Here is a 23394-nt window from a genome sequence, read left to right on the forward strand (position 1 = left end):
CGCCGATATTATATCAGCATTCCTGTTTGTCCTTTTAGAAAATTTGAGAGAAAAATGAAAACATATACCCTTACAATTAAGGAAACTAATCAACCCACGATATTAAAATTTGAAGCCAATCATTTTTTAACCAATCATCAAAGCTTTGAGTTTAACAATATAGATGAAGCGAAAGCCTCTCCTTTGGCTCAACAATTATTCTATTTGCCTTTTGTGAAAAAGGTTTATATAGCAAGTAATTTTATAGCAATTGAACGCTATAATATTGTAGAATGGAGTGATGTTCAAGACGAAGTTTGCGAGGAAATTCAAACTTATTTAAATGATGGTGGTCCCGTGGTTGAAGAAACTTCGGCAACAAAAAAGGTTCCTGTAACCGTTTATGCCGAAAGTACACCAAATCCATCAGCGATGAAATTTGTCGCCAACAAAAAATTGGTTACTGCAGCCTATGAGTTCACCTCTATTGACGACGCAAAACACTCACCACTAGCTTCAGAATTGTTCCATTTCCCATTTGTTAAAAATGTATTTTTTGATGAAAATTTTGTGTCGATCACAAAATATGAAATGGCCGATTGGAATGATATTACACTTGAGTTACGCGAATTTATTCGCAGTTATGTTGAACAAGGCAAGAGCATTATTAATGAAGATGCAGCAGTTGTTTTGCAAAAAACTACTGAACAACAAGATCAACAGTTTGAGGCATTAGATGATATTTCAAAAGAAGTTGTCAACATTCTAGAAGAATATGTTAAACCTGCTGTAGCCAGTGATGGTGGAAACATACAATTTAAGTCCTATGACCCTGAAAGCAAAACAGTACAAGTAATTTTACAGGGAGCTTGTAGTGGATGTCCATCCTCTACCTTCACTTTAAAAAATGGTATTGAGAATATGCTCAAAGAAATGCTGAAAGATAAAGTGCATTATGTTGAAGCAATTAATGGCTAAAAAATAAAATTAAAACATGAATTTACAAGCTTGGATTGACAAAGGGTATGAGCTAATGATTGACTATGGGCCAAAATTAATAATGGCTATTATAATATGGTTTATTGGCTCATGGATCATTAAGATCATTTTAAGAGGGATACGAAAAACTTTAGAAAAGGGGGAATATGATGTAAGTCTCAAAAAATTCCTACTCAACCTAATTAGCTGGGCTCTAAAAATTGTTTTAATAGTTGTTGTTTTAGGCACTGTTGGTGTTGAAACTACCTCATTTGCCGCTATTTTGGCAGCTGCTGGATTGGCGATTGGTTTGGCCTTGCAAGGCTCATTGGCAAATTTTGCAGGCGGGGTATTGATTATGCTTTTTAAGCCATTCAAAGTAGGAGACTTGATTCAAGCACAAGGCGAATTAGGGACAGTAAAAGAAATAGAGATCTTTACTACCAAACTTAAATCACCAGATAACAAAGAAATAATTTTACCTAATGGTGTTTTATCAAACGGTAATATTACCAACTTTACAAGTCATGATACTCGTAGAATTGATTTGGTCTTTGGTGTAGGCTACGATTCTGATATTAAAGCAACCAAAGAGGTATTAATGAATCAATTAGAATCTCACCCTAAAGTATTAAAAGAGCCGGCACCATTGGTGGCTTTAAGCCAATTAGCTGACAGTTCAATTAATTTTAATGTGCGCCCTTGGGTTAAAACCGAAGATTACTGGCCTGTATATTATGAACTTATGGAAAGTACCAAACAAGCTTTAGATGCTGCTGGTATTGAAATTCCTTACCCACATCAGGTAGAGATTAGAAAACAGGGTTAAGTGCAATGATTTTATTTAAAGAGTAAGATTATACCCCCCGATTTAATATAAAATCCTTAAGGTAATACGGCTCAAAATAAGCAACGTCTTCAAAGTCATTCTTTATAAATTTGCTTTGAGCTAATTTAGCCATTTGCTTTGCAGAGGGTAATTTATTCTCTATAAAGACGGCCTTTGGATGTGTTATTATTGTCTTTGCCTTATCAACACCCGAGCCTATAAAGTAAACATTCCCTGCTTGTAAATATTCTGAAAACGAATTTTCATCTATAACTTCGGCTTTAATATCTCTAATTTGATGGTGGCTGGAATCAAAAACCGCAGAATATACTTCCATGCGTCGGGCATCAAGCATTGCAACAATTTTGCCTTCAATGTTGTTAACCTGATGTGATAAAGCTTCAAGAGTAGATACTGCTAACAATGGCTTATCGAGTGCAAAACATAGTCCTTTAGCGGCAGAAACACCAATCCGCAATCCAGTATAAGATCCAGGGCCTTTACTTACTGCCACTGCATCAATTGTTTCAGGGCTTATATTGGCTGCTTTAAACAACTCATCTATAAATACATGCAACGATTCAGCATGTGAATATTGGTTGTTATAATCCTCTTTCAAAACCAAAATCTCCCCTTCTTGAGAAAGAGAGACCGAACAATTTGTGGATGTGGTTTCTATATTTAATATTAATGCCAAATTGTTTAGTTTTCAGTTGAGTTCTTTTTCTTTTTATCAGCGCCTTTAATTTCAATTTTATCTCCAGGTTTTAAGGTTTTAGATACCACATTATAGGGACCGGTAATAATTTCATCACCTTCGTTTAGTCCAGAAATAATTTCAATATTGGCATCATCTTGAATTCCTGTTTTGACAATTCTTAACTTCGCTTCATCACCACTTCGAACAAAAACACATTCAAATTTTTCTTCGTTTTCCACCAATACCTTACTAAGATCTTCTGATTTATCACTTATAGGTTTTTTAGCTGAACTGGTATCTGTTTTAATTACGATAGCACTAATAGGCACTGCTACTGTTTTAGCGCGTTTGTTTGTAATAATATCTACTGTGGCTGTCATTCCGGGTCTAAAAGGAGAATAAAATTCTGGTTTACCTTCCATTAAATCTTTATAAGATTCCTCCAAAATTCGAACTTTAACTCTAAAATTAGTTACTTGATCTGCTGTTAAAGCGCTTGCAGCCGAATTGGCAATTTCAGTCACAACGCCTTTAAACTCTTTCTTTAAATAAGCATCAACTTCAACTTTAGTTGAATCGCCAATTTGTACTTTCACAATATCATTCTCATTGACATCTACCTCAACCTCCATATTATTTAAGTTAGCTACACGTAAAATCTCGGTTCCTGCCATTTGTTGTGTTCCTACCACACGCTCACCAATCTCCACATTTAGTAAAGAAATGGTGCCACTCATAGGCGCATAAATAGTAGTTCTATTTAAATTATCGGTAGCTTCTTTTACCGTTGCCCCAGCACTTTGTACGCTGTAATAGGCTGAACTTCTAGAAGCTTGTGCAGTTTCATAAGCCGCAATGGATCTATCCCAATCGGCTTTTGATATAACCCCTTTTTCAAACAAACCTTTATTACGCTCATAGTTTGCTTTCGCTTCTTTTAATGAAGCTTCAGCTTGCTCTAAACCAGCTTTTACGTTTTGAAGTGTTGCCTGTGATCGATTTAAACTAGATTGATATATATCTGGATTCACACGAACTAGAAGATCCCCTTTTTCTACCTGTTGGCCTTCAACAATTGGAAGCTCAATGATTTCACCAGACACTTCACTTGACAACTTCACTTCGACTTCAGGTTGAATTTTACCCGTTGCCGAAACCGTTTCTACAAGATCCATCAGGGTAACTTTCTTAACCTCAACTTCCTTAAAGTTTCCTTGCTTCCCAAACCATCCCGCTTTTTTTCCTCCTATTAGGACGATTAAAAGCACAACAACTGTTGAAACAATAATGATTAATGTTTTTCTTTTCATTTGACTAGTTTATGTCGGTTATTGGAATCCCAAAATAGAACTCCAAAACTTTTAGTTTAAAAATATAATCGTATTTGGTACGAATAACATCACTTTGCGCTGCCTCATACCTATTTTGTGATTGGCTATAATCAAAAGCATTTAAGAGTCCAACATTATAACGTTCTCTCGAATAGTTAAAAGCTTCTTCTCTTGCTAAAAGTGTTTTTTGTGCAGCTTCATAGGCTTTTAATGCGCCTTTAGTGTCATTATAAGCCTGATAAACAGCTGTTTCCATGTCCAAATGAGCTTGCTCTAATTGATTTTTTGAACGTTCTAGATTAACCTGATTTCTTTTAACATTGTTTCTTGCACCAAAGCCATTAAAAATTGGGATATTTAAGTTTATCGAAAAATTATGACTCTTATTATCGGTAATTTGAGTTTCAAAATCTTCTGTATCAAACAATTGTGACGTGAAATAATTCGAACCAAAACTATATGAACCTCTTAATGTAGGTTGCAAACCACCTTTAGCTATTTTCAAATTATCTTCAGCAATTTGATTATTAGTTTCAGCCAATTTGATATCGTATCGGGTTTCTTTCGCTTTAGCAATTATAGTTTCTGGTGATTCATCCATAATTGTAGATAGCGGCACTTCATAATCAACATCTACAATATCAAATGTTTTATAATCTTGTAATAATAATAATTGAGCCAGCTGAATTTTTGAAATTAATAGAGTGTTTTCTGCATTCACCAATTGCTGATCTTGATTAGCAATTGTGGCTTGAATTTCTAATAAATCTCCTTTCGGCAAGGCCCCTGCATCTACCAAATCTTTTGTGCGCTGAAATTCTTCTCTTGAAACTTGTTGCTGCGCTTGCAAAACTTTAAGTCGTTCTTTATTGAACAAAATTTGAAGGAAAGAATTTGCCACAAAAAGGGCAATATCATCTTTCATATCATCTAATTGATACTGCGATGCTAATATCTGCAAATTAGAGCGATGTAGCTCATTAATATCTCTCAACCCGTTATAAATATTGATACCTGAACCAACGCCAAGAGAAAGGTTTCTAGTAGTAGCTGTAACGGGTTCAAAAGTATCAGGACGTTGTCTCAACCCAATATTCCAGGAGTGTGAAGACGAAGCACTTAATGAAGGTAAAAAATTACCTATAGCATCTTTTTTATTTATTTCTGAAAGTTGTAGGTCTAGTTCTCTCTGTTTTATTGAAATATTATTTTCTAAAGCATAATCTACACATTCTCTCAAGGTCCATTTTTTGACTTGTGAAAATGCATTCACAGAAATTAAGACTAAAATTACAGTGATGGTTTTTTTCATAATTAATTGATAAGTCTATATAGGATTAAAATTGTTACAATAAGGCCAAAAAATCTAATCCTCCAGATAGTGCTTGGTACAGTTAGACTTTTAAGGATAAAATTTGTTACAGTAAAATTATAAAACTTTATTTTTCAGATTTTTTTCTAAAAAATTTCCAATATATAATAAATCCCATTCCCGCAACTAAGATGTATGGGATGGTCATTAAATACATAATACCATTATTGACGCCTTCTGCTGTAGTTTGACCTTCCTCACTTTCTAAAACTGCCCGACACATGGCGCATTGGGCACTCGCCTTAATGGCAAAGAATAAGAAACATAGGATAAGGACAGCTTTACGGTTCATTTTTAACTGTAATATGGGCAAATCATAACGTAAACTATGACGCCTGTAATAGCAACATACAACCACATTGGGAATGTAATCTTTGCTATTTTTTTATGGCGCTCAATATTATTTGTAATCGCCCTTACATAGGTAATTAAAACGAAAGGAATAATTACAATTGACAATAATACATGCGTAATTAAAACAAAATAATAAATGTATTTAACCAATCCCTCTCCCCCAAATTTAGTAGAATCACTTGTCATATGGTAAGCAACGTACATGACTAAAAACAAAACAGAACATGCTATAGCTGTTATCATTAATCTTTTGTGAAGACTAATATTCTTTTGTTTGATGGCTATAAAAGCCGCAATTAACAACACTGCAGTAAATCCATTTATAGCGGCGTAAATTGGCGGCAAAAAGCTTAAAGGCTCTACGTCAAACCCTAATTCTCTTAAATTAATACCAAATAATAAGGCAACTACTAAAGGTATAATTATAGATACTGCGATAATCCATTTATTGTATTGTTGTTCTGTTTTCATGTTTAATTTTAATTTTCTTTTAATAGTATGGCGATGTCTTCTTTTAACATGCTAATTTGTTCAGTTTGGCCTTCGTCGTCCATTTGCTCTTCTTCTGAAATAATTCCATTATAGAAAATCAATGGATTTCCATTAGTTATTCTTGAACGAATAAAACCTTCTTTATCAATTAAAGCAAAATGGCCAGAGTGTTCAAACCCACCTTCAACCTCTGCATCTTGTGCTACATATAACGGAAAACCTTCGTTTGCCAAGGCATAAATTTCATCCTGATCACCAGTGAGTAAATTCCAATTGGGGTTGGTAATTCCATAATGATCAGCATAGGCTTTTAAAACTTCAGGCGTATCTGTGGTAGGGTTGATGGTAAATGATGCTACACCAAAATTCTCAATACCTTCAAAAGTATTTTGAATTTGCACTAAGTTTTTATTCATTCTAGGGCAAATAGTAGGACAGGTAGTAAAGAAAAATTCAACTACATAAACTTTACCCAAATAATCTTCATTGGTTATGGTTTTACCGTGTTGATTGGTAAAACTAAATGGTGGTACTTTTTTTGGCTTACCATTAATTATCAAATATTCTAAATCAGAATTATGTGTTTTGTCTGTTACTTGATCACTTCTGCTTTCTTTTCTAGTAACGTCATCATTGGCTATTCTGTCTACAATTTTTGGAACAAAAAGTATCCCAAAAACAAGAATCACAAATGCAATTCCTATGTATGAATAATTGGTTTTATTGTTCATCGTTTTTATTTAAATCGTTAGCTCTTCGTTGAGATGAATCAAAATCACCTTTTCGTTTTTGTCTATATTCTGTAAACAGAATCCTCATATCTTCACTCATTTTATTCTTAATAGCGTCTATATCGATACAATTATATGAGAATAATGAATAGTATGGTTTGTTGGATTCAAGTTCTCGCTTTGTTCGATCATCTATTCTCCCTCTCTGGTTTAAATCTTTATCAACAATAAAGATATCTTCAGTTGAAAGGTTTTCAGATAGATTTGAGTTGGTTTTTAAACTCTCATAAAGACCTTTAATTTGGGTTGGTGTTCCAAAAACGTAATGCCAGAATTTAACCTCTTCATAATTATTCACTTTAGTTTTAAGTGTTTTAACTTCAGCTTCTGTGCCTATAGGCATAACAATAACCACTTGGAATTTTTTAAAGCCTTTAAATTTATCATAGACTAACTCTTTTAAATTTAAGGCTGCTATTGTGTGATCTTTGGGTTGGTGTCCAAAAAACCCCAGCACAGTTATATGATCTTTAAGTTGAATGTTATTGTCAGTATAAGAATCAAAATTATTTAACTCTTTGACATTTTCATTAACGATATTCAACGGCTCGTAATTATGTGAAGAAGGGTATAAGAACAACAAAAACAGTACAGGAAGAAAGAATAATATTCCTAAAACTGCATTTCGTTTAAATCGTTGTTTTTTCACGATGCAAAAATAAAAAAAGGCAGTTTAAAAAACTACCTTTAATCTATGTTTTACTAAACAAAAACAGTTTAGAAATCTCTTTTAACATACCCAGAAGAGTAGATGCCTTCAATATAGCCGCCTTCTTGTAATAAGATAAAAATAAGGTAGCAAATTAAAAATACAGCAGTCCACACCACCATGCGTCTCAAACTTGCTGTTTCATCTCTCATATGCATAAAATCCCAGGTAATATAATAGGCTTTTACTATAGTTAATATGATAAATATCCAGTTTAGGATTTTCATCCCTATAAATTTAGCCATCAATGATTCTGGCTTATAGATACCGAGAACTACTTCAACCGCAGTGATAATTGACAATAAGATTAACACTCCCCAAATTTTTTGGGTGTTTGATTTGAACTTAATTAATCCTCTTAATATTTCTAATTTATGTGCGTGTGCCATTTTTGCTTACTGATATAAAATTAAACTAGGTAGAAGAACGTAAATACAAATACCCAAACTAAATCTACAAAGTGCCAATACAGTCCTACTTTTTCGACCATTTCATAGTTTTTTCGTTTTTCATAAGTTCCTAAAATAACATTAAAGAAAATAATGATATTAATAACAACTCCAGAAAATACGTGAAATCCGTGAAACCCTGTGATAAAGAAAAAGAAATTAGCAAATAGTGAAGTTCCATATTCATTAACATGAAGATTTGCACCTTCAACTACGATCTTTCCATTATTTTTTAACTGCTCAATTGATTCTTCTCTACTCAACACCGTTTTGTGTCCATTCTCATCCAGCAATTGGGTTCTAACTAAAATATTTGGATTGGCTTCAAGTCCTTTGTAGACCTCATCAACAGTATATGAAGGCAAAGTTCCTTCAGATAAAAACCAAATACCATCTTTTCGTTCATGCTGTACGCGGTCATTTGAACTTGAAATAGCAAAATCACTCAAGGCTACACGATGACCATCGGTATCTACAAATTGTAAAATGTTTCCACCTTTAGTTTGTACGGCACCATAATCACCTTTTATAAATGTAGCCCATTCCCAAGCTTGAGATCCAACAAATATTAAACCGCCAATAATGGTCAAGAACATGTAAAATGTTACTTTGGCCTTGTTCATGTGATGACCTGCGTCTACTGCCAACACCATGGTTACAGAAGACATAATTAAGATAAAGGTCATGAATGCCACATATATCATTGGAGCAGGCTCATGATAAAAAGGAATGTGTGTAAATACCTCATCGGCAATAGGCCAAGATTCAATAAACTTGAACCTCGAAAACCCGTACGCGGCTAAAAATCCAGAAAATGTTAAAGCATCTGAAACGATAAAAAACCACATCATCATTTTACCATAACTGGCATTAAGTGGTTGATTTCCACCACCCCAAGTTTTTGCTTCTGTTTCAGTGTTTACAACTGTCGTATCCATATTAAGTGATTAGTTTGTAAAAGTTGCACAAAAATAATGATTTTATTTATCTAAAGAAATATAAAAACAAAAAGAGAAACAGCCATAATAGGTCTACAAAGTGCCAAAACGTAGCTGACAGTTCCAAACCTAGCATTTTTAAAGCGTTGTACTTTTGTTTAAAATGATTATAAATTACTACAATTAGAGAGATTAAGCCTGCCAATACATGTAAAATATGAAACACAGCAATCACATAAATGAAACTCATGGTCACATTACTGGTTGGTCCTGTGAAATTATAACCTGCCTCAATGATCTGTTTAAACCCTGTTATTTGACTATATATAAAAGCAATTCCCAGCGTTAAAGTAACAAACAACCAAATTGTAGTTTGCTGCCTTTTTTCCTTTTTTAAAGCGCGTTTAGCAAGTATAAAACTTATACTGCTCAAAATAATAATAATTGTACTTATAATAAAGGCTTCTGGAAGTTCAAAATTCTTAAGCCAATCTGGTCGTTTACTACTTACTATTACTGCGCTTGTTAAGCCCGCAAAGGACATAAACAATGATCCAATGCCAAACCAAAGCATCATCTTCTTTGCTCTGTTATTTTTTTCTTCTAAAGTTCCTTCTGTTAAATCCATAATTTATATAAACTTATCTAAAACGTAAACAATTTGCAAAAGCGTTATGTAGGTTACACTTGCCAGCATTAATTGTCTAGCAGCTTTAACAGTTCGTTTTTTAAATAATTCGAAAGCGTAATACAACATAAACAACCCAAGAGCGAAAACCAATATTGCACCAACTATTGAAAGCGATAAGTCACCAGTCACCCCAAACACTGGAATAATAGAAACTAGAATGGTCCAAATAGTGTACATGATGACTTGAACAGCCGTGCCTTTATCCTGCTTCCCCGTTGGGAGCATAAAAAACCCTCCTTTTTTATAGTCTTCGAATAAAAACCAACCAATAGCCCAAAAATGTGGGAACTGCCACAAAAACTGAATGGCGAATAGCGTCCCAGGTTCAATTCCAAAATCGTTACGCGCCGCTACCCATCCTAACATAAATGGAATAGCTCCTGGAATAGCCCCAACAAATACTGCTAAAGGTGTCTTTGTTTTTAATGGTGTATACACACAGGTATACAAAAATATAGATATTGCCCCATACATTGCTGTTCTTGGGTTAATAATATACAATGTTATAATTCCAAGAATGGTAAATACACTAGCAATAATAAAGGCTGTATTAACCGACATTCTTCCAGCTGGAATGGGCCTGTTTTTGGTGCGATCCATTAAGGCATCCAAATCCTTTTCTATGATCTGGTTAAAAGCATTGGAAGCTCCAACCATAAAATAACCTCCAAACGCCAAAAGCAATAAGGTATAAAAATCGACGGTTTGTGCTCCTAATAAATACCCGGCAATGGAAGAAAAAACAACACTAACTGAAAGTCTTATTTTAGTAATTTCCTTGAAATCAGAAATTATAGAGGTTACTGAAATTGCAGAATTTTTAGTACTCAATACTTGTAATTTTGATGCTTTGTTTGCGTTGGCAAAGATACTTGTAAAATTGGTCTTGAGCAATCCTTCACATAAGTAAATTAATATTTTTTAAGTCATTACAAGTTTTAGTATCTTTAGTAGACTTTTCAAAAAAACATTTTCAAAATGAAATCATTATTTCTACTCACCATCTCTGTGGTTTTTATTTATTCAAATCTGGCTTTTAGCCAAAACTTTGATAACGTCACCATAGAAACCACCAAACTTTCAGATCATGTGTATATGTTAGTTGGTGCTGGAGGTAATATTGGGGTTTCTGCAGGTGATGATGGCGTGTTCGTCATTGACGACCAATTTGCGCCTTTAACTCCCAAAATTGAAGCAGCTATAAGGCGTATTAGTGACAAGCCCATTAAATTTTTGGCGAATACACATTACCACCATGATCATACCGGTGGCAATGCTAATATGCAAGAGCTTGGTGCAACCATTATAGCTCATGATAACGTTAGGCATCGATTAGAAAATTCAAATTCCGAAGCTGATGAAACTTCTAAGCAAGGGTTGCCCATCATTACGTTTAATGATAGGTTAAGTTTATATATAAATGGTGAAAAGGTGTCCATTTTTCATGCGCATCACGCCCATACTGATGGCGATTCCTTTTTATATTTTAATGAAAGTAATGTGCTGCATACAGGTGATGTTTACTTTAACGGAAGGTATCCTTACATCGATTTGGGCTCTGGAGGAAGTGTTAATGGTTATATTGAAGCCGTGAAGATGGGGTTAAACGCTATTAATGACGACACCAAAATTATTCCCGGCCATGGTAATCTGTCCAATAAAGCGGAGTACCAAGCGTTTTTGAATATGCTCGAAGACCTTAAATCCATCATCATGGCAGAAATCAATAAAGGGAAAACCGAAGATGAAGTTGCTGCCGACCAGAGTTTAACCAAAACTTATGACGATTTAGGCTATGGCTGGAATTTTATAAATTCAGAGAAAATTAAACGTACCTTTTATAAAAGTTTGAAGGAATAATCTTTTTAAAAATCGTAATACCAGTTAAACAAATCGGTTCGCAAGCCAATATTAAACCATGTGGTGTTTGATTTAAAGGTAGTTGCCGTGGTCGCATCTGGATTAAAATTTCTAAAACTAATATTGGTAAACAATTTTAAATTACTTACCGGATTTACAATATAGCCTGCCTGTAATTCGGCATTGAATGTATTCGTAGTTATGCCTTGTCCAACCTTTATACCAGTATCAGCAGGTCTATCGTTATAATTTCGGTAGATATCACCACCATAACTAAAATTGTTGCCACTTTCGTTAAAATCAAATCCACGCTTTCCAAAAACCAATTTAGCATCGGCAAACCATCTTTGGTAATTATAACGGCCAATTACAATGGCTTCACTAAAATTTGCACCCCATAAATGGGCCATAGGTTGGTTATTATGTCCATAATTAAGAACAATGGTATTATGCGAATAGGTGTACGGACGAACTCGATTATACTCTATTTGTAACAACAGATTATCCACCTTAAAGGCATCGTAATATTTAGCGCCTATCTGATAGCCGTATTTGTTTTTCCAACTTTTATCACCGCCCTTGATATCGTTTAATGAAAACTCGTCCAAAATAAACTGGCCGTATAAATTTACTTTATTGTTCCATTTATATTTTACTGAAGCCCCAACAATGGCATTACCTGCACCTTGACCGGTTTCAAACTCAATGGCGCGATAAAAAATTAATGGGTTGAGATAATTAAAATCGAAGCCTCTATCATTGGAGTTGGTCCAAATAACCGATTCAAACAATCCAATATTCAAACGTTTTGAAACATTCCAACTCAAATAATGATTGGCCATATATTTGGTTAAAAACGCGCCATCTTCAGTCACTTCAGGACGAACATCTCTTAACCACATCCAAGTATTCGTATATTTTATTTTCCAGAATTTAGTATTCAACTTTAAAAACGGATATGGGCTTGCAACATCACTTTGCAGAAGTGACCTATAACCATCACCTATAAAATTTTTGCCATGACCAAATTGTATATTGATAAAATTTGCAGGGGAATAGGATAAATAGGCCTCGGCTACAGGATAATCATAAGCATCCTCTTTAAACCGTTTTGCAATTCCACGACCAGGAATAATGGCTGGATCAGGACCAAATGCCTTTAAACTTTCAGCATACTCATTATAATATTGCGCAAACCGTCCCTGACTCTCATACACCGAAGTAGAAAAACTAAAACGTTTACCAAGTCCACCTTGCACATAAATGCCTCGTGTATTATTAAAGGTTGTGTTGAAATCTGCATCAGTGTCTTTACCAACTTGTAAGTCAAAAATAGGGTCTATGGTAAACCAATAGTCTTTACCTTGAACCTGAACCAAATGCTCATTCCATAACTTGCGACCAGCCCAAGTATTGGAAGTTTTGGCAACTGCTTTTTTTTCTGCTTCGAAATCATAATAACGAGCAACCTCATCAAATAAATAGGGCTTCGCAGCCGTATGGCTATTGGTTCCCAAGGCATTCATGTTAGCATCAAATCGTGCATAATACGTATGGGTAAATGGAATATTTAACTGACTTTTATACTCCAAGTTTTCATAGTCTACGATATTGGTTTTTATGCTATCGTATTCTTGAGAAACCACTTCATTTAAATCGGTTACTCCTTTTGATTTGAGCTCTTGTTGCTCTTGTGCAACTATCTCGGGGTTTACCAATGGTATTTTTATTGCCAAAGAGTATTGAAAATATATAGGCCTTCCATTATAAGTTCCGGGAGTAATTTTGGGCAATTCTTCAAAAACCCTTTTAGTTTCAACTTTTAAAGCCTCATAGGTGGCATCAATATATATTACTTTAATTTCACCTTCAGTGGTTACTTCAAACAGCACTTTTACATCTCCCTTATAATTGTCGTCATGTACAATCTGTGGTACTTTAAAATTGGAATAGATATGTTGATTGAGCTTTGAATTGAAGCAAGCTTTTAAATTATTTATGGGTTGCGACTCACATTCTGGAAACACTGGTGGTTTTTCATAGGTTTCTACAGACTGTGAATTAATTTTTATGCAGGAAAATAGAATTAAAATGAGGAAGACTTTCTTCATAAGGTCGATGCGAGCATTTGATTGCTGAAAGATACTATTTTTTTCAAAACACCATCATAAAAAAACCGTCATCAAATGATTGATAACGGTCATTTTACAATATCGGTGTAATTATTTAATGCACTTTAAAAATTATGGGTAAATTATACATAACCGTTACCGGCTTATCACGTTGCATCCCTGGTTTCATGGTTGGTATTTTACTTGCCAAACGCAAGGCTTCCTGTTCCAATTCGTGATGTGGTGCTCTGGTTTGAATGTCTATGATATTTCCTTTTGCGTCAATCTTAAACTGCACGTTAATACGTTGTGTGCCTTCAAGTCCTAAACCAGACGCCAAATCTGTATTGAATTTTCTTTGAACTAATGTGGCTAATTTTTCGTTCATGCATTTAATTCTGGCTTTGTTAGTGTTGGCTGATTCACAACCTGGGTAAATGGGCACTTGCTCTACTCCAATGATATTAAAGATTTCGGGTTCATCGAAAATCTTTGGCACCTCAATACTTCCTGGATCGATTGGTGCTGTGGGAGTAACTGGATCTGCTATTAATGTTTTTAGTGATTCAGAAGGAATAAAATCATCTTCCTTAATATCAAAATCTTTACTCCCAATGGTTTGAACCTCTTTTCGTGGTTCGACTTTTTGTTCTTCCTGAAAGACTTTAAAATTTTTGATATCGATTTCTTCTAAATCATCATATTTCAAGACTTGATCAACGGTTGCGAATTTAGTTTCAAACCGCATTTCAAATAAACCATAAACAACAAGTAAGCATATAATTAAACCTACCTGAAAGTAAAGCGTGGAGTTTTTTTGTAAATTTACTTCGTGCTTTTGCGTTTTTCGCACGTTTGTATTGCTCTGACCAGCAATATGTCGCGCTTCTTTAAAATTTTTCATAATACTTAAAATTAAAATGTTAATATTATGATAAAATCGCAATAAGCATACCAAAAGTAAAAATCCCGTCTAATTAATTAGACGGGATTTTGAATATTATAAAATACTATAATTTAATCTTGAACTTGGAACACGATTGGAAGCGAATAAGGCACAATTACTGCTTTACCTCTTTGTTTTCCAGGCTTCATTTTAGGAAGTAAATTAATTACTCTTGCAGCCTCTTTTTCCAATGCTGGATGCGGTGCTCTTGATCTAACACCCGTTACGTTTCCGTTTTTATCAATTTTGAAGATGACGTTGATACGTTGTCTTCCGGATAGACCTAAATCTCCAGCTAAATCTGTGTTGAATTTTTTATTGACAAATTCAGCGATTTTTTCAGACATACAGGCTTTTTTAGCATTGTTTCCACTTTCGTTCTCACAACCTGGGAATACTGGTACATTTTCAATAACCGCGAATGGAACCTCAATATCTTCTTCAACCTCTTCAACTTGTATTTCCTCAACTTTAACAATCTCTTCTTCCTGATCGGTTTCAGTTGACTCAATTACTGTCTCTTCTACCTCTTCTTCATCCTCAACAATTTCAATAACCTCTGGAGCCGCTGGTGGAGGTGGTGGAGGTGGTGGTGTTTGAATTTGTTCAGTAATTGGGATTTCTTCTTCTAGCTCTTCATCTAAATTTAACTGACCAATATCAATATTAGACTTATCGTAAGTCTTGTAATTAATCGTTAAATAAGTTACCGCTAACATCAATGCAAGACCAACAGCGAAATAAATTGAACTGTTTCTTCCTACATCTGCTTTTATACTTTTTTTCGGTTCCATGTCTTAAACGTTTTAAGGATTGCTAAATTAACCAATAAATTGTTAAAAAAGCAAGGGTTTGTTTTATTTTAACTTTACATTTTTTAGTTGGCTTAATACTATGGCAGCAAAAATTGTACCTAAAATATTTGCTACTACATCATAAGCATCTGAAATTCTTAAATTTGAGGTAATCCCTTGAAGCCATTCTATTAGAACACCATAAATAATTGAAATCATTATGGAAATCAAAATGGGAAAACTCCTGTTTGTGTTTCTAAAATAATTATAACACAAACTTGTAAGCAGCATATACGATAAAAAATGATAAATTTTGTCGTCAAAGGCAAAGCCTATTGGTGGTAGTTCCCCTATACTTTTTAGGCTAAAAAAGGTTAATAAAGCAACATAGAGTACTAATACAGTTAATGCTAAATGTTTAGCCACCAATTAACGCTTTATAATCATCTGCAGATAATAGGTTTTCTAATTGAGAAGCGTCTGAATATTTTATTTTTATCATCCAGCCTTCACCATAAGGGTCAGAATTTACCTTTTCTGGCTCATCTTCTAAAATCGTGTTGAATTCAATTATTTCTCCTGATACTGGTAGGAATAAATCTGAAACAGTTTTTACTGCTTCAACGGTTCCAAAAATTTCTTCAGCGTCTAATGTTTCGTCAACAGTTTCAACTTCAACATAAACAATATCGCCTAATTCGCCTTGTGCAAAATCTGTGATTCCAACAGTTACAGTATCTCCTTCAACCTTGACCCATTCGTGATCTTTGGTGTATTTTAAGTTAGATGGTATATTCATTTTAATGATAAAATTATTTATGTGACAAATGTAATTTTTTAATAACGGAATATCAACACTTAATTTCCAAAATTGTATCGTAATGTTAAGCCAGAACGAATGGTGGTTTGTGGAAACGCCGTTGATATTGCATATTCAGAGAACGAATAATCAAAATAGAATATTCCTGTTAGGTTTTTACTGAAGGCGTAATCGGCAGAGTATTTTATTCCCCAGATGGTTTGACCCGATGTCACTTGATTATTTTCTAAATCCAAGTATCTAATAATAGTTTTATTATCTCTAACCGAAACATCAGCTTTCATATTCAAATCACTTTTAATGATCTGTCCAGGACCCGCAAGTTTAGATCGAATCCTAACATCTTTTATACGGTAACCAAGCCCTAGAATATATTCTTTTCCTTGAATTTCGGTCATTAAATTATTGTCGAAGCTTAAAGATAAAATACGGTCTTTTTTAATTTCGGCAAGGACCTTTACCGAATTCTTCATCTCAAAATCAATACGTACCAAGGGGCTAAATTGTTCTTCTAAATTAATATTACTAAATAATACTGGGTTTTTAAAATTGCCACCTTGGTTTAAATCGTCAGGATTTTCAGGGTCATAATCCAAATTGGTTCTGAACTGATTTATAGTATAACTCGATCTATAACCATGGGTTAATGAAAAACGCCTAAACTTATCTTTAAACCATTTATACTTCATGAAACCCGTATATTTTAGTTGCCAATTAGGAATTGGCACTTCCCTAAACGCAGTTAACTTAACTTTATCGGCACTTTGTCCAGTGTACGCAGATAAAAATGCAGGCAACAGTACGGCCTGACTATTTTTACCATAACCAATTGGATAACCTTCGGCATCTAAATTAGCTGGATTGGAAATATCAATACCACGCTGTTGTGCTAAACGATTTGCAATAATCAATCTATTGGCCCTAAATTCATTAAAAGGATCCGATTGTAATTCGTCACTTTTACTAAAAGCAGTTTTTATTAAAACAGTTGAAATATTGAAATTTCCGAATGAATTTCTAATTAATGAATTATAGGTGTCACTAAATCCGTCTCCATCAATATCTGTAGAATTGAAACTTTCTGAAAGGTTTTCTGAATACGTCCTACTTCCATTTAAATCAATTTTTAAATCCTTTACAGGTTCTAAATTTGCAGAAACATCTAAAACTCGATTGGTGACTTCGGTGTATTGTTCGTTAAAGTTAGGAAAAACTGTTAGCCATCCATTGCGAGCAACAAGGTCTCTAATATCGCTTTGACTTCCAAAGGTGTATCCAAAAGTTGGTTTTAAGGTTCCTATAAAACCTGGGGTTCGTAAATACCCTGGTAAAAAGGTTCCATTATTTTCGGTATAATTAACCTGAATACGCTTAACACTGGTTAAGATATCAATAGTAGTATTCCAGATTTTGGTGCCCGCACCAGATTTTGCAGGACCTTGAGGCTGATTAGATGTTGGATTCCCATTTCTATCCAGTGCCGGTGCAGCTACCCGTTGACGATTAGCAACTGCATTACGTCCTGCTGGCTTTTTAACCAATCCCAAATACCTATATAAATTTTCCATATTCAATGTCGAATTTATATTGTGTGTATTTGCATTTTGAATGGAGTTACCTAGATTGTACGTCGTTACAGAACCGTCTTTTTCAGTAAACGGAAGATTATTATTTAAATCAGATCCTTTTTGCCACTGAAAATCTCCTGTATAGGAATAGGTCGCCCTCAAGAAATTAAAAGTTGGTATTTTATATAAGGGAATTTCATAATTTAACTGCAATTGCTGGTTTTGAATGTTGGGGTCTCCAAAATCGAAAAACCCATCCCACACATCGAGATTTGGGTCCTGTCGCCCATTGAGGCGGTCATCGATGAAATAATTTCGGACAATATTGGTATTCGCTGCATTAAAGCTTAAACTCAATGCCTTGGTAATATTATAATTAATAGCATACTGGGTATTGAAATTGTAGTTTCTTCTGAACAATTCTTCTAACCCAATATTGTTACCCGTTAAGTCAACTTCTCTAAATTTTTGCTTGCTAAATTGCCTAATAATATCACTGGTGGCGGAGAAACTTGTAGGCAGTAAATTAAAGTTAAAATCTTTGAGGATTTTCCAATATTTACCATTGAAAATAGAATCATTTTTAAGGAAAGGTTCAATCACTATTGGATTAAAGCTGTAATTATAATTTACACCCGCTCTTATATTCTGATCCAAAGAATTCTCAATTTCAAAATCTCTATGTTCTACTTTATTATATGAATAATTAAATGTGAAATTCTCTACATCGTAAAATCGAGGTTTAGATTCACCCATACGTTGTTTTTTAACACCTATAAAATTGATGCTTTTACGCTTGGTATAATTCTCATTTACGGTTAATATTGAATCTTTATTTGGTGAATTATCTAATTGGGTTTGAAGTTTAATGTCTCTATAAAACTCATCATATTCCGGCGTAATAATTTCTTCGCTCTGCGCATAATTAAATGGCACTTGAATACCCCATTTTTTAGGAAGAAGCTGCCCTAGATTTACGTTTGTCACAACATCATATTGCTTTACATCTTCACGGCTGCGCTCATTAGGACGTTGCTCAATAGACCCAAAACCAGTAGTGCTTTGTCGACCTGTGGCACTGATATTTGCAAAATCTGCGAGGTTGGTATCCACACTCGCAATAGCTGCCCAACCGCCTTCGTTGTCTAGGTCTGAAAGGCGTAATTCATTAAACCAAACTTCACCACACTGATTCATTGGGATGTTACCAGCACCTGGATTCTTAACTCCAACCATAAGGACTCTAACGTCACCAAAATTAGGATTACCCCTAATAGCAACACGTTGCTGTCCTAAAATATGTGGGTCAAATTCATTCACAACCACAGGACCATCTGGAGTTACATCATAAAATGTAGGGTTAGGATTCGCCAAAGTACCATTAATGATTCCTAATGATTTTATTTGTTGAAGCACTTCTAAATCTAAATTAATTTCATTAGGCCATACATCTTCACGTGATGATCCACTTTTGACATCTAGAGGTAATTCTATTTGATAAAAATTTTGAGATAAGTCATTCCCCATTCTGATAAACCCAACCAAATCACCAGGCCCTAAGCTTCCAGTTTCACCATCTTCGGCATGCATAAACATACGCAGCTTTTTATATTGGCGCATATCTACGCTTATATTCTTGAACACCCCTCTTGAATCGCGAGGCTCTAACTCGCATACTTCAAGTACTAGCGATTGTTCATTTTGACGAATAATATTGTTGTTGTTATTGAGTTGCTCCAACTCTACTCCCGGAGGCAATACATAATTCCCTTCGTTTTCTTGAAGTCCAACAATCCCTACATTGAATTCGGCATTAGAGCTATTGTTATTTGGATCTTGATCTAAATCTAAAGTGTAACGTCTCCAATCACTTCGCACAAGATCTAATGTTGCAAAACGCATGACTGTTGTTTGGGAAAATCCATTTAGGTATAATCTTGCAAAACGTACCGACCTAATATCGGTAATTCCTCCAATAGCTTTAGTAGGTTCAGATATTGGAATTCTAAATTGATACCATTTCACCTCTCTGGTCTGCCCATTAGGAAGTGTAACATTACGGGTTTTAATATCATTAATTCGAAGATTGCTTTCGTTCAATGTTGATGGTGTAATATTAACTGAATACTCATAGTAACTATCTATAGTATTCATGGTATTATCTCTATTAATATCTTCAACATCAGGTTGAGGTGCAGCACCTCTATTGGTTTGAGTAAAGGTGTCTGGCGAATTGCCTTGTAAACCATTATACTTTTTATAGCGTTGAAAAATGTTTCCTTCGGCATTTAAAAAATAAGTGTAATTATCCTTGGAAGGGTCTTCTCCAAAATTTGCTCCAAACTGCGCGATTTCTTCCGCATCGTCATAACCATCTAATCCAACATCTTGATTGTCACGTTCGGCACCTAATGTTGAAAAGGTATATATGAGTGATTGATTTCGTGGCACAACTGTTTGATAAGCAGTAACTGGAGTTAAGGAAGAAATATCGCCATTTTCCGGAAGCCCATTCTCATACATTTTTTTACCATCCTTTAAAATATCTTCAGAAATATTACCAAGGTTGATACTTAAGGTTCCCCCGGGATTTGTAGGATTATCTAAAAACGGGTCCTGAAGCCAAAACTCAATATACTCCACATTAGCTTGTTCGAAATCGGTAGAGGTAATTTGTCGCGTAATTCCTGCCCACGCTCGAGTTGGGTTATCGATAATATCATCAGCAGCTGTTGGATCAAAATTATATGGCCCTCTTTCATTTGGATAAAACACAAGATCTAAGGTATTAATCACTGTAGGTTGCCCCTGAACTATATCCCGCTCTGGAAAAATCTCATCAATAAAAACCCTTCTGGTGTAAAGACTAGAAACGTCTTCTTCAGTGACACCACTTGGGCGTTGGCTACTATAGAAAATAGGGTCAACGGTATACCAATTTAATAAGGCTCGATCATAACCATTTTGAATACCCGGATTGTTGACAGGGTCATCTTCATTGACATTATTAACCGTTCTTGGCCTACTAGAAAGGACCCAAGAAAGTGGGCTCAATAACTCTATAGCCCCTTGCGTTCCTTCAAAATCATCTACATATACGGTTGCCTCATTATTAAAATTAGTGCCTTTAGGCGCTCCTGGAGCCAAATAAGCAAACTCGCCTCTAATAGATAAATTAGAAGGCACATCTGTATCAATATTCGGTAGTTTATTAACTAAACGTGTTAAAAAAGGGACTTCAGTTGAGTAATTACCATTGAGTCCAAAAATGGTATTGTTAATTGGCTCTGAATTGTAATTAGCTTTTTGAGTAATAGGTCGTTCATTTAAATTCAATAAAGTAGTTCCTAAAACGAAATTCTCATTGAATTGGTGCTCAATATTCACACCTGTAAAACGTCTAGTTTGCTGACCAAATACAGCATTATTTTCTACAGACACATTAATTGGCGTATTTGATGCTTTTAAAGCTTCATCTAAAATTTGTACACGCCCTAGCTGATAGTTAACTGTATAATCAATTCCTTCTACCAAAACGCGTCCTCCAGCAGTTACTTTAACCGACCCCCTAGGCACGTTAAATGCGCCAACAGAAATTCCATCACCACCAGAAGATTTATAGCGCCCTTTTAATTGGAATTTATTTTTTTCGGCTTCATTTAAGGCAGCAGTTTTTGTCTTTTTATATAGAATGTCGTATACATATTTTTCTTGATTGGGGTTAGCATAGACATCATCTTCATAATCTGTAGGCACCTTTGGGTCACTTAATACATCAAATAAATACTTCCCAAAGGGTTCTACTTTCGTGAAAATAATTTTACCGTTTTGTGTTAAAACGGTTAGTCCCGGTACAAAATCGAAAAAGCCATCACCCCCTTCTTGCGGATCGTTATTGTAATTAAGTCGATCCAAATGGAACAATCGAATTAAAGGTGTATCAATAATTTCACTATCGTCATTTGGGTCGAATGGGGTATTGTTATCAAATCTCGGGAACACAGTGCCTTCAACCGGAGAAATATAATTTAACGGTGAAGCTTCAGTATAAAAAATATTAAGTTTGAAATCCTCCTTGCTTAATTGAAAAGAACCCGTATCGTAGATATTTTTCATCATTAAATCCCAAATAGGTTCATCAACGTTTGTAAGTGCACTTTTTAGCATTTTCAAAACCAAGTTGTTGTTATTCACAATCTGATTTCCTGTTCCTTGATCTGTACTTACGTCAGTAGCATTCACCCCATCATTAGCAAATTCTCCTACTTGGTAAACGGTACCACCAATGGTATACTGAAAAGCAACGGCTAAAACCTCATCATTTAATAACCGTTGGTTTAAAGAAATATAACCAAGTCTGGTATTAAGTGTATAATCTTGACCTTGTATTAATTTTTTTGCGTTTTCTAGTTTTCCAAAATCGAAGCCTTCATTTGCGGTTGGTAAAATCCCTTGTTCAACTGTGGTAATGTCTCTAACTGCTTGTGTTAATTGAGACCCAGCGCCTCCAATGTTTTTTGGATCGAAGTCGTTATTAGGGTTGTTTGGCGGTTGATTAGCTCCAACATTAACAAATCCTGCTGGAGGACTATCTAAACCTATCACATCTGATTCTCCTAAATCCTGAAAAGCAACAACGTTTCTCACGTTATCGGTTTGGTTACTACGGTTGGTTACCCAAACCTCTATTCTGGTAATTTGAATATTGTTATCTATGAATGGATAACGACGCATTGAAGCATCATAATTATTCCTAAAGTATTGTGCTAAAAAGAAGTGTCTATTCTCATCATAATCTCTTGCAAAAAACTGAAACTCTTCTAAAGTACCACCACCTTGTGCAATAACCGAACGCGATTGGGATTTTTGTTCAGAAAACACAGCAGTCACTCGAGTTTTACCAAATTGCAATTCTGTTTTTACCCCAAATAAACTTTGTGCTCCCGTAATTAAGGAACTGTTAAGTGGCATGCTTACGTTACCTACTTCAATTTTTCTAACAATGTCGTCTTCATCTGGTGTATATTCCAGCTTTACGAGGTTTTGAAAGTCAAAGGTTGATTGTGTATCGTAGTTGGCAGTAACCTGTAACCGAGTACCAACTTTACCCAATAAACTTAGACTAATGCGCTGATCAAAATCAAAGGTAAAATTACTTCGATTTCTTGGTGAAAATGTAGGGTTATCTTGTTTTGTGAAAAGTACGCCTAAATCCATTTCGACAGAACCTTGAGGAATAACTTCTATAGTATTACTACCAAAAACGCTTTCAAAAAAACCAGAATTCACATAAAACTCTGGAAGTAAATTTTTCTGTATGTCTTCACTGCCTGCCTTCTTACCGTCTGCCGCATCAATTTTTTGCTTATAATACGATTTTTGACTTTCTAGAATCACCAGTCGTTGATACTCGGCAGGGGTTAAAATTATTGGATAATTTATATTAAATTTCCCTACTGTTTCGGTATAAATATAGCGGTCTGAAATAGGGTCGTAAGTATATTTTGATATTATACTATCAGGGTTAGGCATATTAATTCTCCCAAGAGAAAATCCTGTTTTTGTAGTATCTTGAGGTACTGGAGTTTGTTGAGAATAAGCTAAACCACTAATCAACAATAGTGCATTGATTAATAGAAAACGGTTTAAAGATGTTGATAAAGTATAGTTAGTGGTACTCAA

20 protein-coding genes are annotated in these 23394 nt (G+C 34.7%); 3 read left to right on the forward strand and 17 right to left on the reverse strand.

What is annotated here, in order from left to right; all coding sequences use genetic code 11:
• Window positions 1-54: 54 nt before the first annotated feature.
• Window positions 55-957 (forward strand): NifU family protein, encoded by a 903-nt coding sequence (locus tag ACFO5O_RS09185; RefSeq protein WP_387963049.1) that lies wholly within the window; start codon window positions 55-57, stop codon window positions 955-957.
• A gap of 16 nt (window positions 958-973) precedes the next feature.
• Window positions 974-1786 (forward strand): mechanosensitive ion channel family protein, encoded by an 813-nt coding sequence (locus ACFO5O_RS09190; RefSeq protein ID WP_387963051.1) that lies wholly within the window; start codon window positions 974-976, stop codon window positions 1784-1786.
• Between the two features lie 28 nt (window positions 1787-1814).
• Here ACFO5O_RS09190 and tsaB read toward each other — a convergent pair whose 3' ends face one another.
• The 11 genes from tsaB to cyoE all read right to left on the reverse strand — a co-directional run bounded on the left by tsaB (window position 1815) and on the right by cyoE (window position 10444).
• Entirely contained in the window at window positions 1815-2483 is a 669-nt protein-coding gene (gene tsaB, locus ACFO5O_RS09195; protein WP_387963053.1) for a tRNA (adenosine(37)-N6)-threonylcarbamoyltransferase complex dimerization subunit type 1 TsaB, read from the reverse strand.
• A 5-nt stretch (window positions 2484-2488) separates the two neighbouring features.
• Window positions 2489-3796 (reverse strand): efflux RND transporter periplasmic adaptor subunit, encoded by a 1308-nt coding sequence (locus ACFO5O_RS09200; protein ID WP_387963055.1) that lies wholly within the window; start codon window positions 3794-3796, stop codon window positions 2489-2491.
• Window positions 3797-3800: 4 nt separating this feature from the next.
• The gene (locus ACFO5O_RS09205; RefSeq protein WP_387963057.1) at window positions 3801-5129 is read right to left on the reverse strand and encodes a TolC family protein; all 1329 of its coding nucleotides are present in this window, start codon (window positions 5127-5129) and stop codon (window positions 3801-3803) included.
• 127 nt (window positions 5130-5256) lie between these two features.
• Window positions 5257-5481: a hypothetical protein gene (locus ACFO5O_RS09210; RefSeq protein ID WP_387963059.1), complete on the reverse strand. Its 225-nt coding sequence runs from the start codon at window positions 5479-5481 to the stop codon at window positions 5257-5259.
• Window positions 5482-5483: 2 nt separating this feature from the next.
• Window positions 5484-6014, reverse strand: a complete 531-nt coding sequence (locus ACFO5O_RS09215; protein ID WP_387963061.1) for a DUF420 domain-containing protein — start codon at window positions 6012-6014, stop codon at window positions 5484-5486.
• Between the two features lie 8 nt (window positions 6015-6022).
• Window positions 6023-6766: an SCO family protein gene (locus ACFO5O_RS09220; RefSeq protein ID WP_387963063.1), complete on the reverse strand. Its 744-nt coding sequence runs from the start codon at window positions 6764-6766 to the stop codon at window positions 6023-6025.
• On the reverse strand, window positions 6756-7475 hold the full coding sequence (locus ACFO5O_RS09225) for a hypothetical protein (protein WP_387963064.1): 720 nt from the start codon (window positions 7473-7475) through the stop codon (window positions 6756-6758). Before ACFO5O_RS09225 ends, ACFO5O_RS09220 begins: the two co-directional genes overlap by 11 nt.
• A 68-nt stretch (window positions 7476-7543) precedes the next feature.
• Window positions 7544-7924 (reverse strand): cytochrome C oxidase subunit IV family protein, encoded by a 381-nt coding sequence (locus tag ACFO5O_RS09230; protein WP_387963066.1) that lies wholly within the window; start codon window positions 7922-7924, stop codon window positions 7544-7546.
• Window positions 7925-7944: 20 nt separating this feature from the next.
• On the reverse strand, window positions 7945-8922 hold the full coding sequence (locus ACFO5O_RS09235; protein WP_387963068.1) for a cytochrome c oxidase subunit 3: 978 nt from the start codon (window positions 8920-8922) through the stop codon (window positions 7945-7947).
• Between the two features lie 46 nt (window positions 8923-8968).
• The gene (locus tag ACFO5O_RS09240; RefSeq protein ID WP_387963070.1) at window positions 8969-9550 is read right to left on the reverse strand and encodes a cytochrome c oxidase subunit 3; all 582 of its coding nucleotides are present in this window, start codon (window positions 9548-9550) and stop codon (window positions 8969-8971) included.
• Between the two features lie 3 nt (window positions 9551-9553).
• Window positions 9554-10444 carry a heme o synthase gene (gene cyoE, locus ACFO5O_RS09245; RefSeq protein ID WP_387963072.1) on the reverse strand — a complete coding sequence of 297 codons (891 nt, stop codon included), beginning with the start codon at window positions 10442-10444 and terminating at the stop codon, window positions 9554-9556.
• Window positions 10445-10591: 147 nt separating this feature from the next.
• Here cyoE and ACFO5O_RS09250 point away from each other — a divergent pair, with 147 nt between their 5' ends.
• A complete protein-coding gene (locus ACFO5O_RS09250) occupies window positions 10592-11473 on the forward strand; it encodes an MBL fold metallo-hydrolase (protein WP_387963074.1) in 882 nt (293 codons plus the stop codon).
• Window positions 11474-11478: 5 nt separating this feature from the next.
• Here ACFO5O_RS09250 and ACFO5O_RS09255 read toward each other — a convergent pair whose 3' ends face one another.
• The 6 genes from ACFO5O_RS09255 to sov form a co-directional block, all read right to left on the reverse strand.
• Entirely contained in the window at window positions 11479-13584 is a 2106-nt protein-coding gene (locus ACFO5O_RS09255) for a gliding motility protein RemB (RefSeq protein ID WP_387963076.1), read from the reverse strand.
• A gap of 115 nt (window positions 13585-13699) precedes the next feature.
• Window positions 13700-14488 (reverse strand): energy transducer TonB, encoded by a 789-nt coding sequence (locus tag ACFO5O_RS09260; protein ID WP_387963078.1) that lies wholly within the window; start codon window positions 14486-14488, stop codon window positions 13700-13702.
• A gap of 113 nt (window positions 14489-14601) precedes the next feature.
• Window positions 14602-15324 (reverse strand): energy transducer TonB, encoded by a 723-nt coding sequence (locus ACFO5O_RS09265; protein ID WP_387963080.1) that lies wholly within the window; start codon window positions 15322-15324, stop codon window positions 14602-14604.
• Between the two features lie 63 nt (window positions 15325-15387).
• Window positions 15388-15750 (reverse strand): VanZ family protein, encoded by a 363-nt coding sequence (locus ACFO5O_RS09270; RefSeq protein ID WP_387963082.1) that lies wholly within the window; start codon window positions 15748-15750, stop codon window positions 15388-15390.
• On the reverse strand, window positions 15743-16123 hold the full coding sequence (gene gcvH / locus ACFO5O_RS09275) for a glycine cleavage system protein GcvH (RefSeq protein ID WP_387963084.1): 381 nt from the start codon (window positions 16121-16123) through the stop codon (window positions 15743-15745). The genes ACFO5O_RS09270 and gcvH overlap by 8 nt, the downstream gene beginning before the upstream one ends.
• Window positions 16124-16182: 59 nt before the next feature.
• On the reverse strand, window positions 16183-23394 hold the full coding sequence (gene sov, locus ACFO5O_RS09280; protein ID WP_387963086.1) for a T9SS outer membrane translocon Sov/SprA: 7212 nt from the start codon (window positions 23392-23394) through the stop codon (window positions 16183-16185).

The sequence above is a fragment of the Geojedonia litorea genome, from assembly GCF_042654525.1.
GTDB lineage: Bacteria > Bacteroidota > Bacteroidia > Flavobacteriales > Flavobacteriaceae > Geojedonia > Geojedonia litorea.

Coding starts and splice junctions, on each gene's coding strand:
- ACFO5O_RS09185 (WP_387963049.1), top strand. CDS start 55: ATGAAAACATATACCCTTACAATTAAGGAAACTAATCAACCCACGATA.
- ACFO5O_RS09190 (WP_387963051.1), top strand. CDS start 974: ATGAATTTACAAGCTTGGATTGACAAAGGGTATGAGCTAATGATTGAC.
- ACFO5O_RS09200 (WP_387963055.1), bottom strand. CDS start 3,796: ATGAAAAGAAAAACATTAATCATTATTGTTTCAACAGTTGTTGTGCTT.
- ACFO5O_RS09205 (WP_387963057.1), bottom strand. CDS start 5,129: ATGAAAAAAACCATCACTGTAATTTTAGTCTTAATTTCTGTGAATGCA.
- ACFO5O_RS09210 (WP_387963059.1), bottom strand. CDS start 5,481: ATGAACCGTAAAGCTGTCCTTATCCTATGTTTCTTATTCTTTGCCATT.
- ACFO5O_RS09215 (WP_387963061.1), bottom strand. CDS start 6,014: ATGAAAACAGAACAACAATACAATAAATGGATTATCGCAGTATCTATA.
- ACFO5O_RS09220 (WP_387963063.1), bottom strand. CDS start 6,766: ATGAACAATAAAACCAATTATTCATACATAGGAATTGCATTTGTGATT.
- ACFO5O_RS09230 (WP_387963066.1), bottom strand. CDS start 7,924: ATGGCACACGCACATAAATTAGAAATATTAAGAGGATTAATTAAGTTC.
- ACFO5O_RS09235 (WP_387963068.1), bottom strand. CDS start 8,922: ATGGATACGACAGTTGTAAACACTGAAACAGAAGCAAAAACTTGGGGT.
- ACFO5O_RS09240 (WP_387963070.1), bottom strand. CDS start 9,550: ATGGATTTAACAGAAGGAACTTTAGAAGAAAAAAATAACAGAGCAAAG.
- ACFO5O_RS09250 (WP_387963074.1), top strand. CDS start 10,592: ATGAAATCATTATTTCTACTCACCATCTCTGTGGTTTTTATTTATTCA.
- ACFO5O_RS09255 (WP_387963076.1), bottom strand. CDS start 13,584: ATGAAGAAAGTCTTCCTCATTTTAATTCTATTTTCCTGCATAAAAATT.
- ACFO5O_RS09260 (WP_387963078.1), bottom strand. CDS start 14,488: ATGAAAAATTTTAAAGAAGCGCGACATATTGCTGGTCAGAGCAATACA.
- ACFO5O_RS09265 (WP_387963080.1), bottom strand. CDS start 15,324: ATGGAACCGAAAAAAAGTATAAAAGCAGATGTAGGAAGAAACAGTTCA.
- gcvH (WP_387963084.1), bottom strand. CDS start 16,123: ATGAATATACCATCTAACTTAAAATACACCAAAGATCACGAATGGGTC.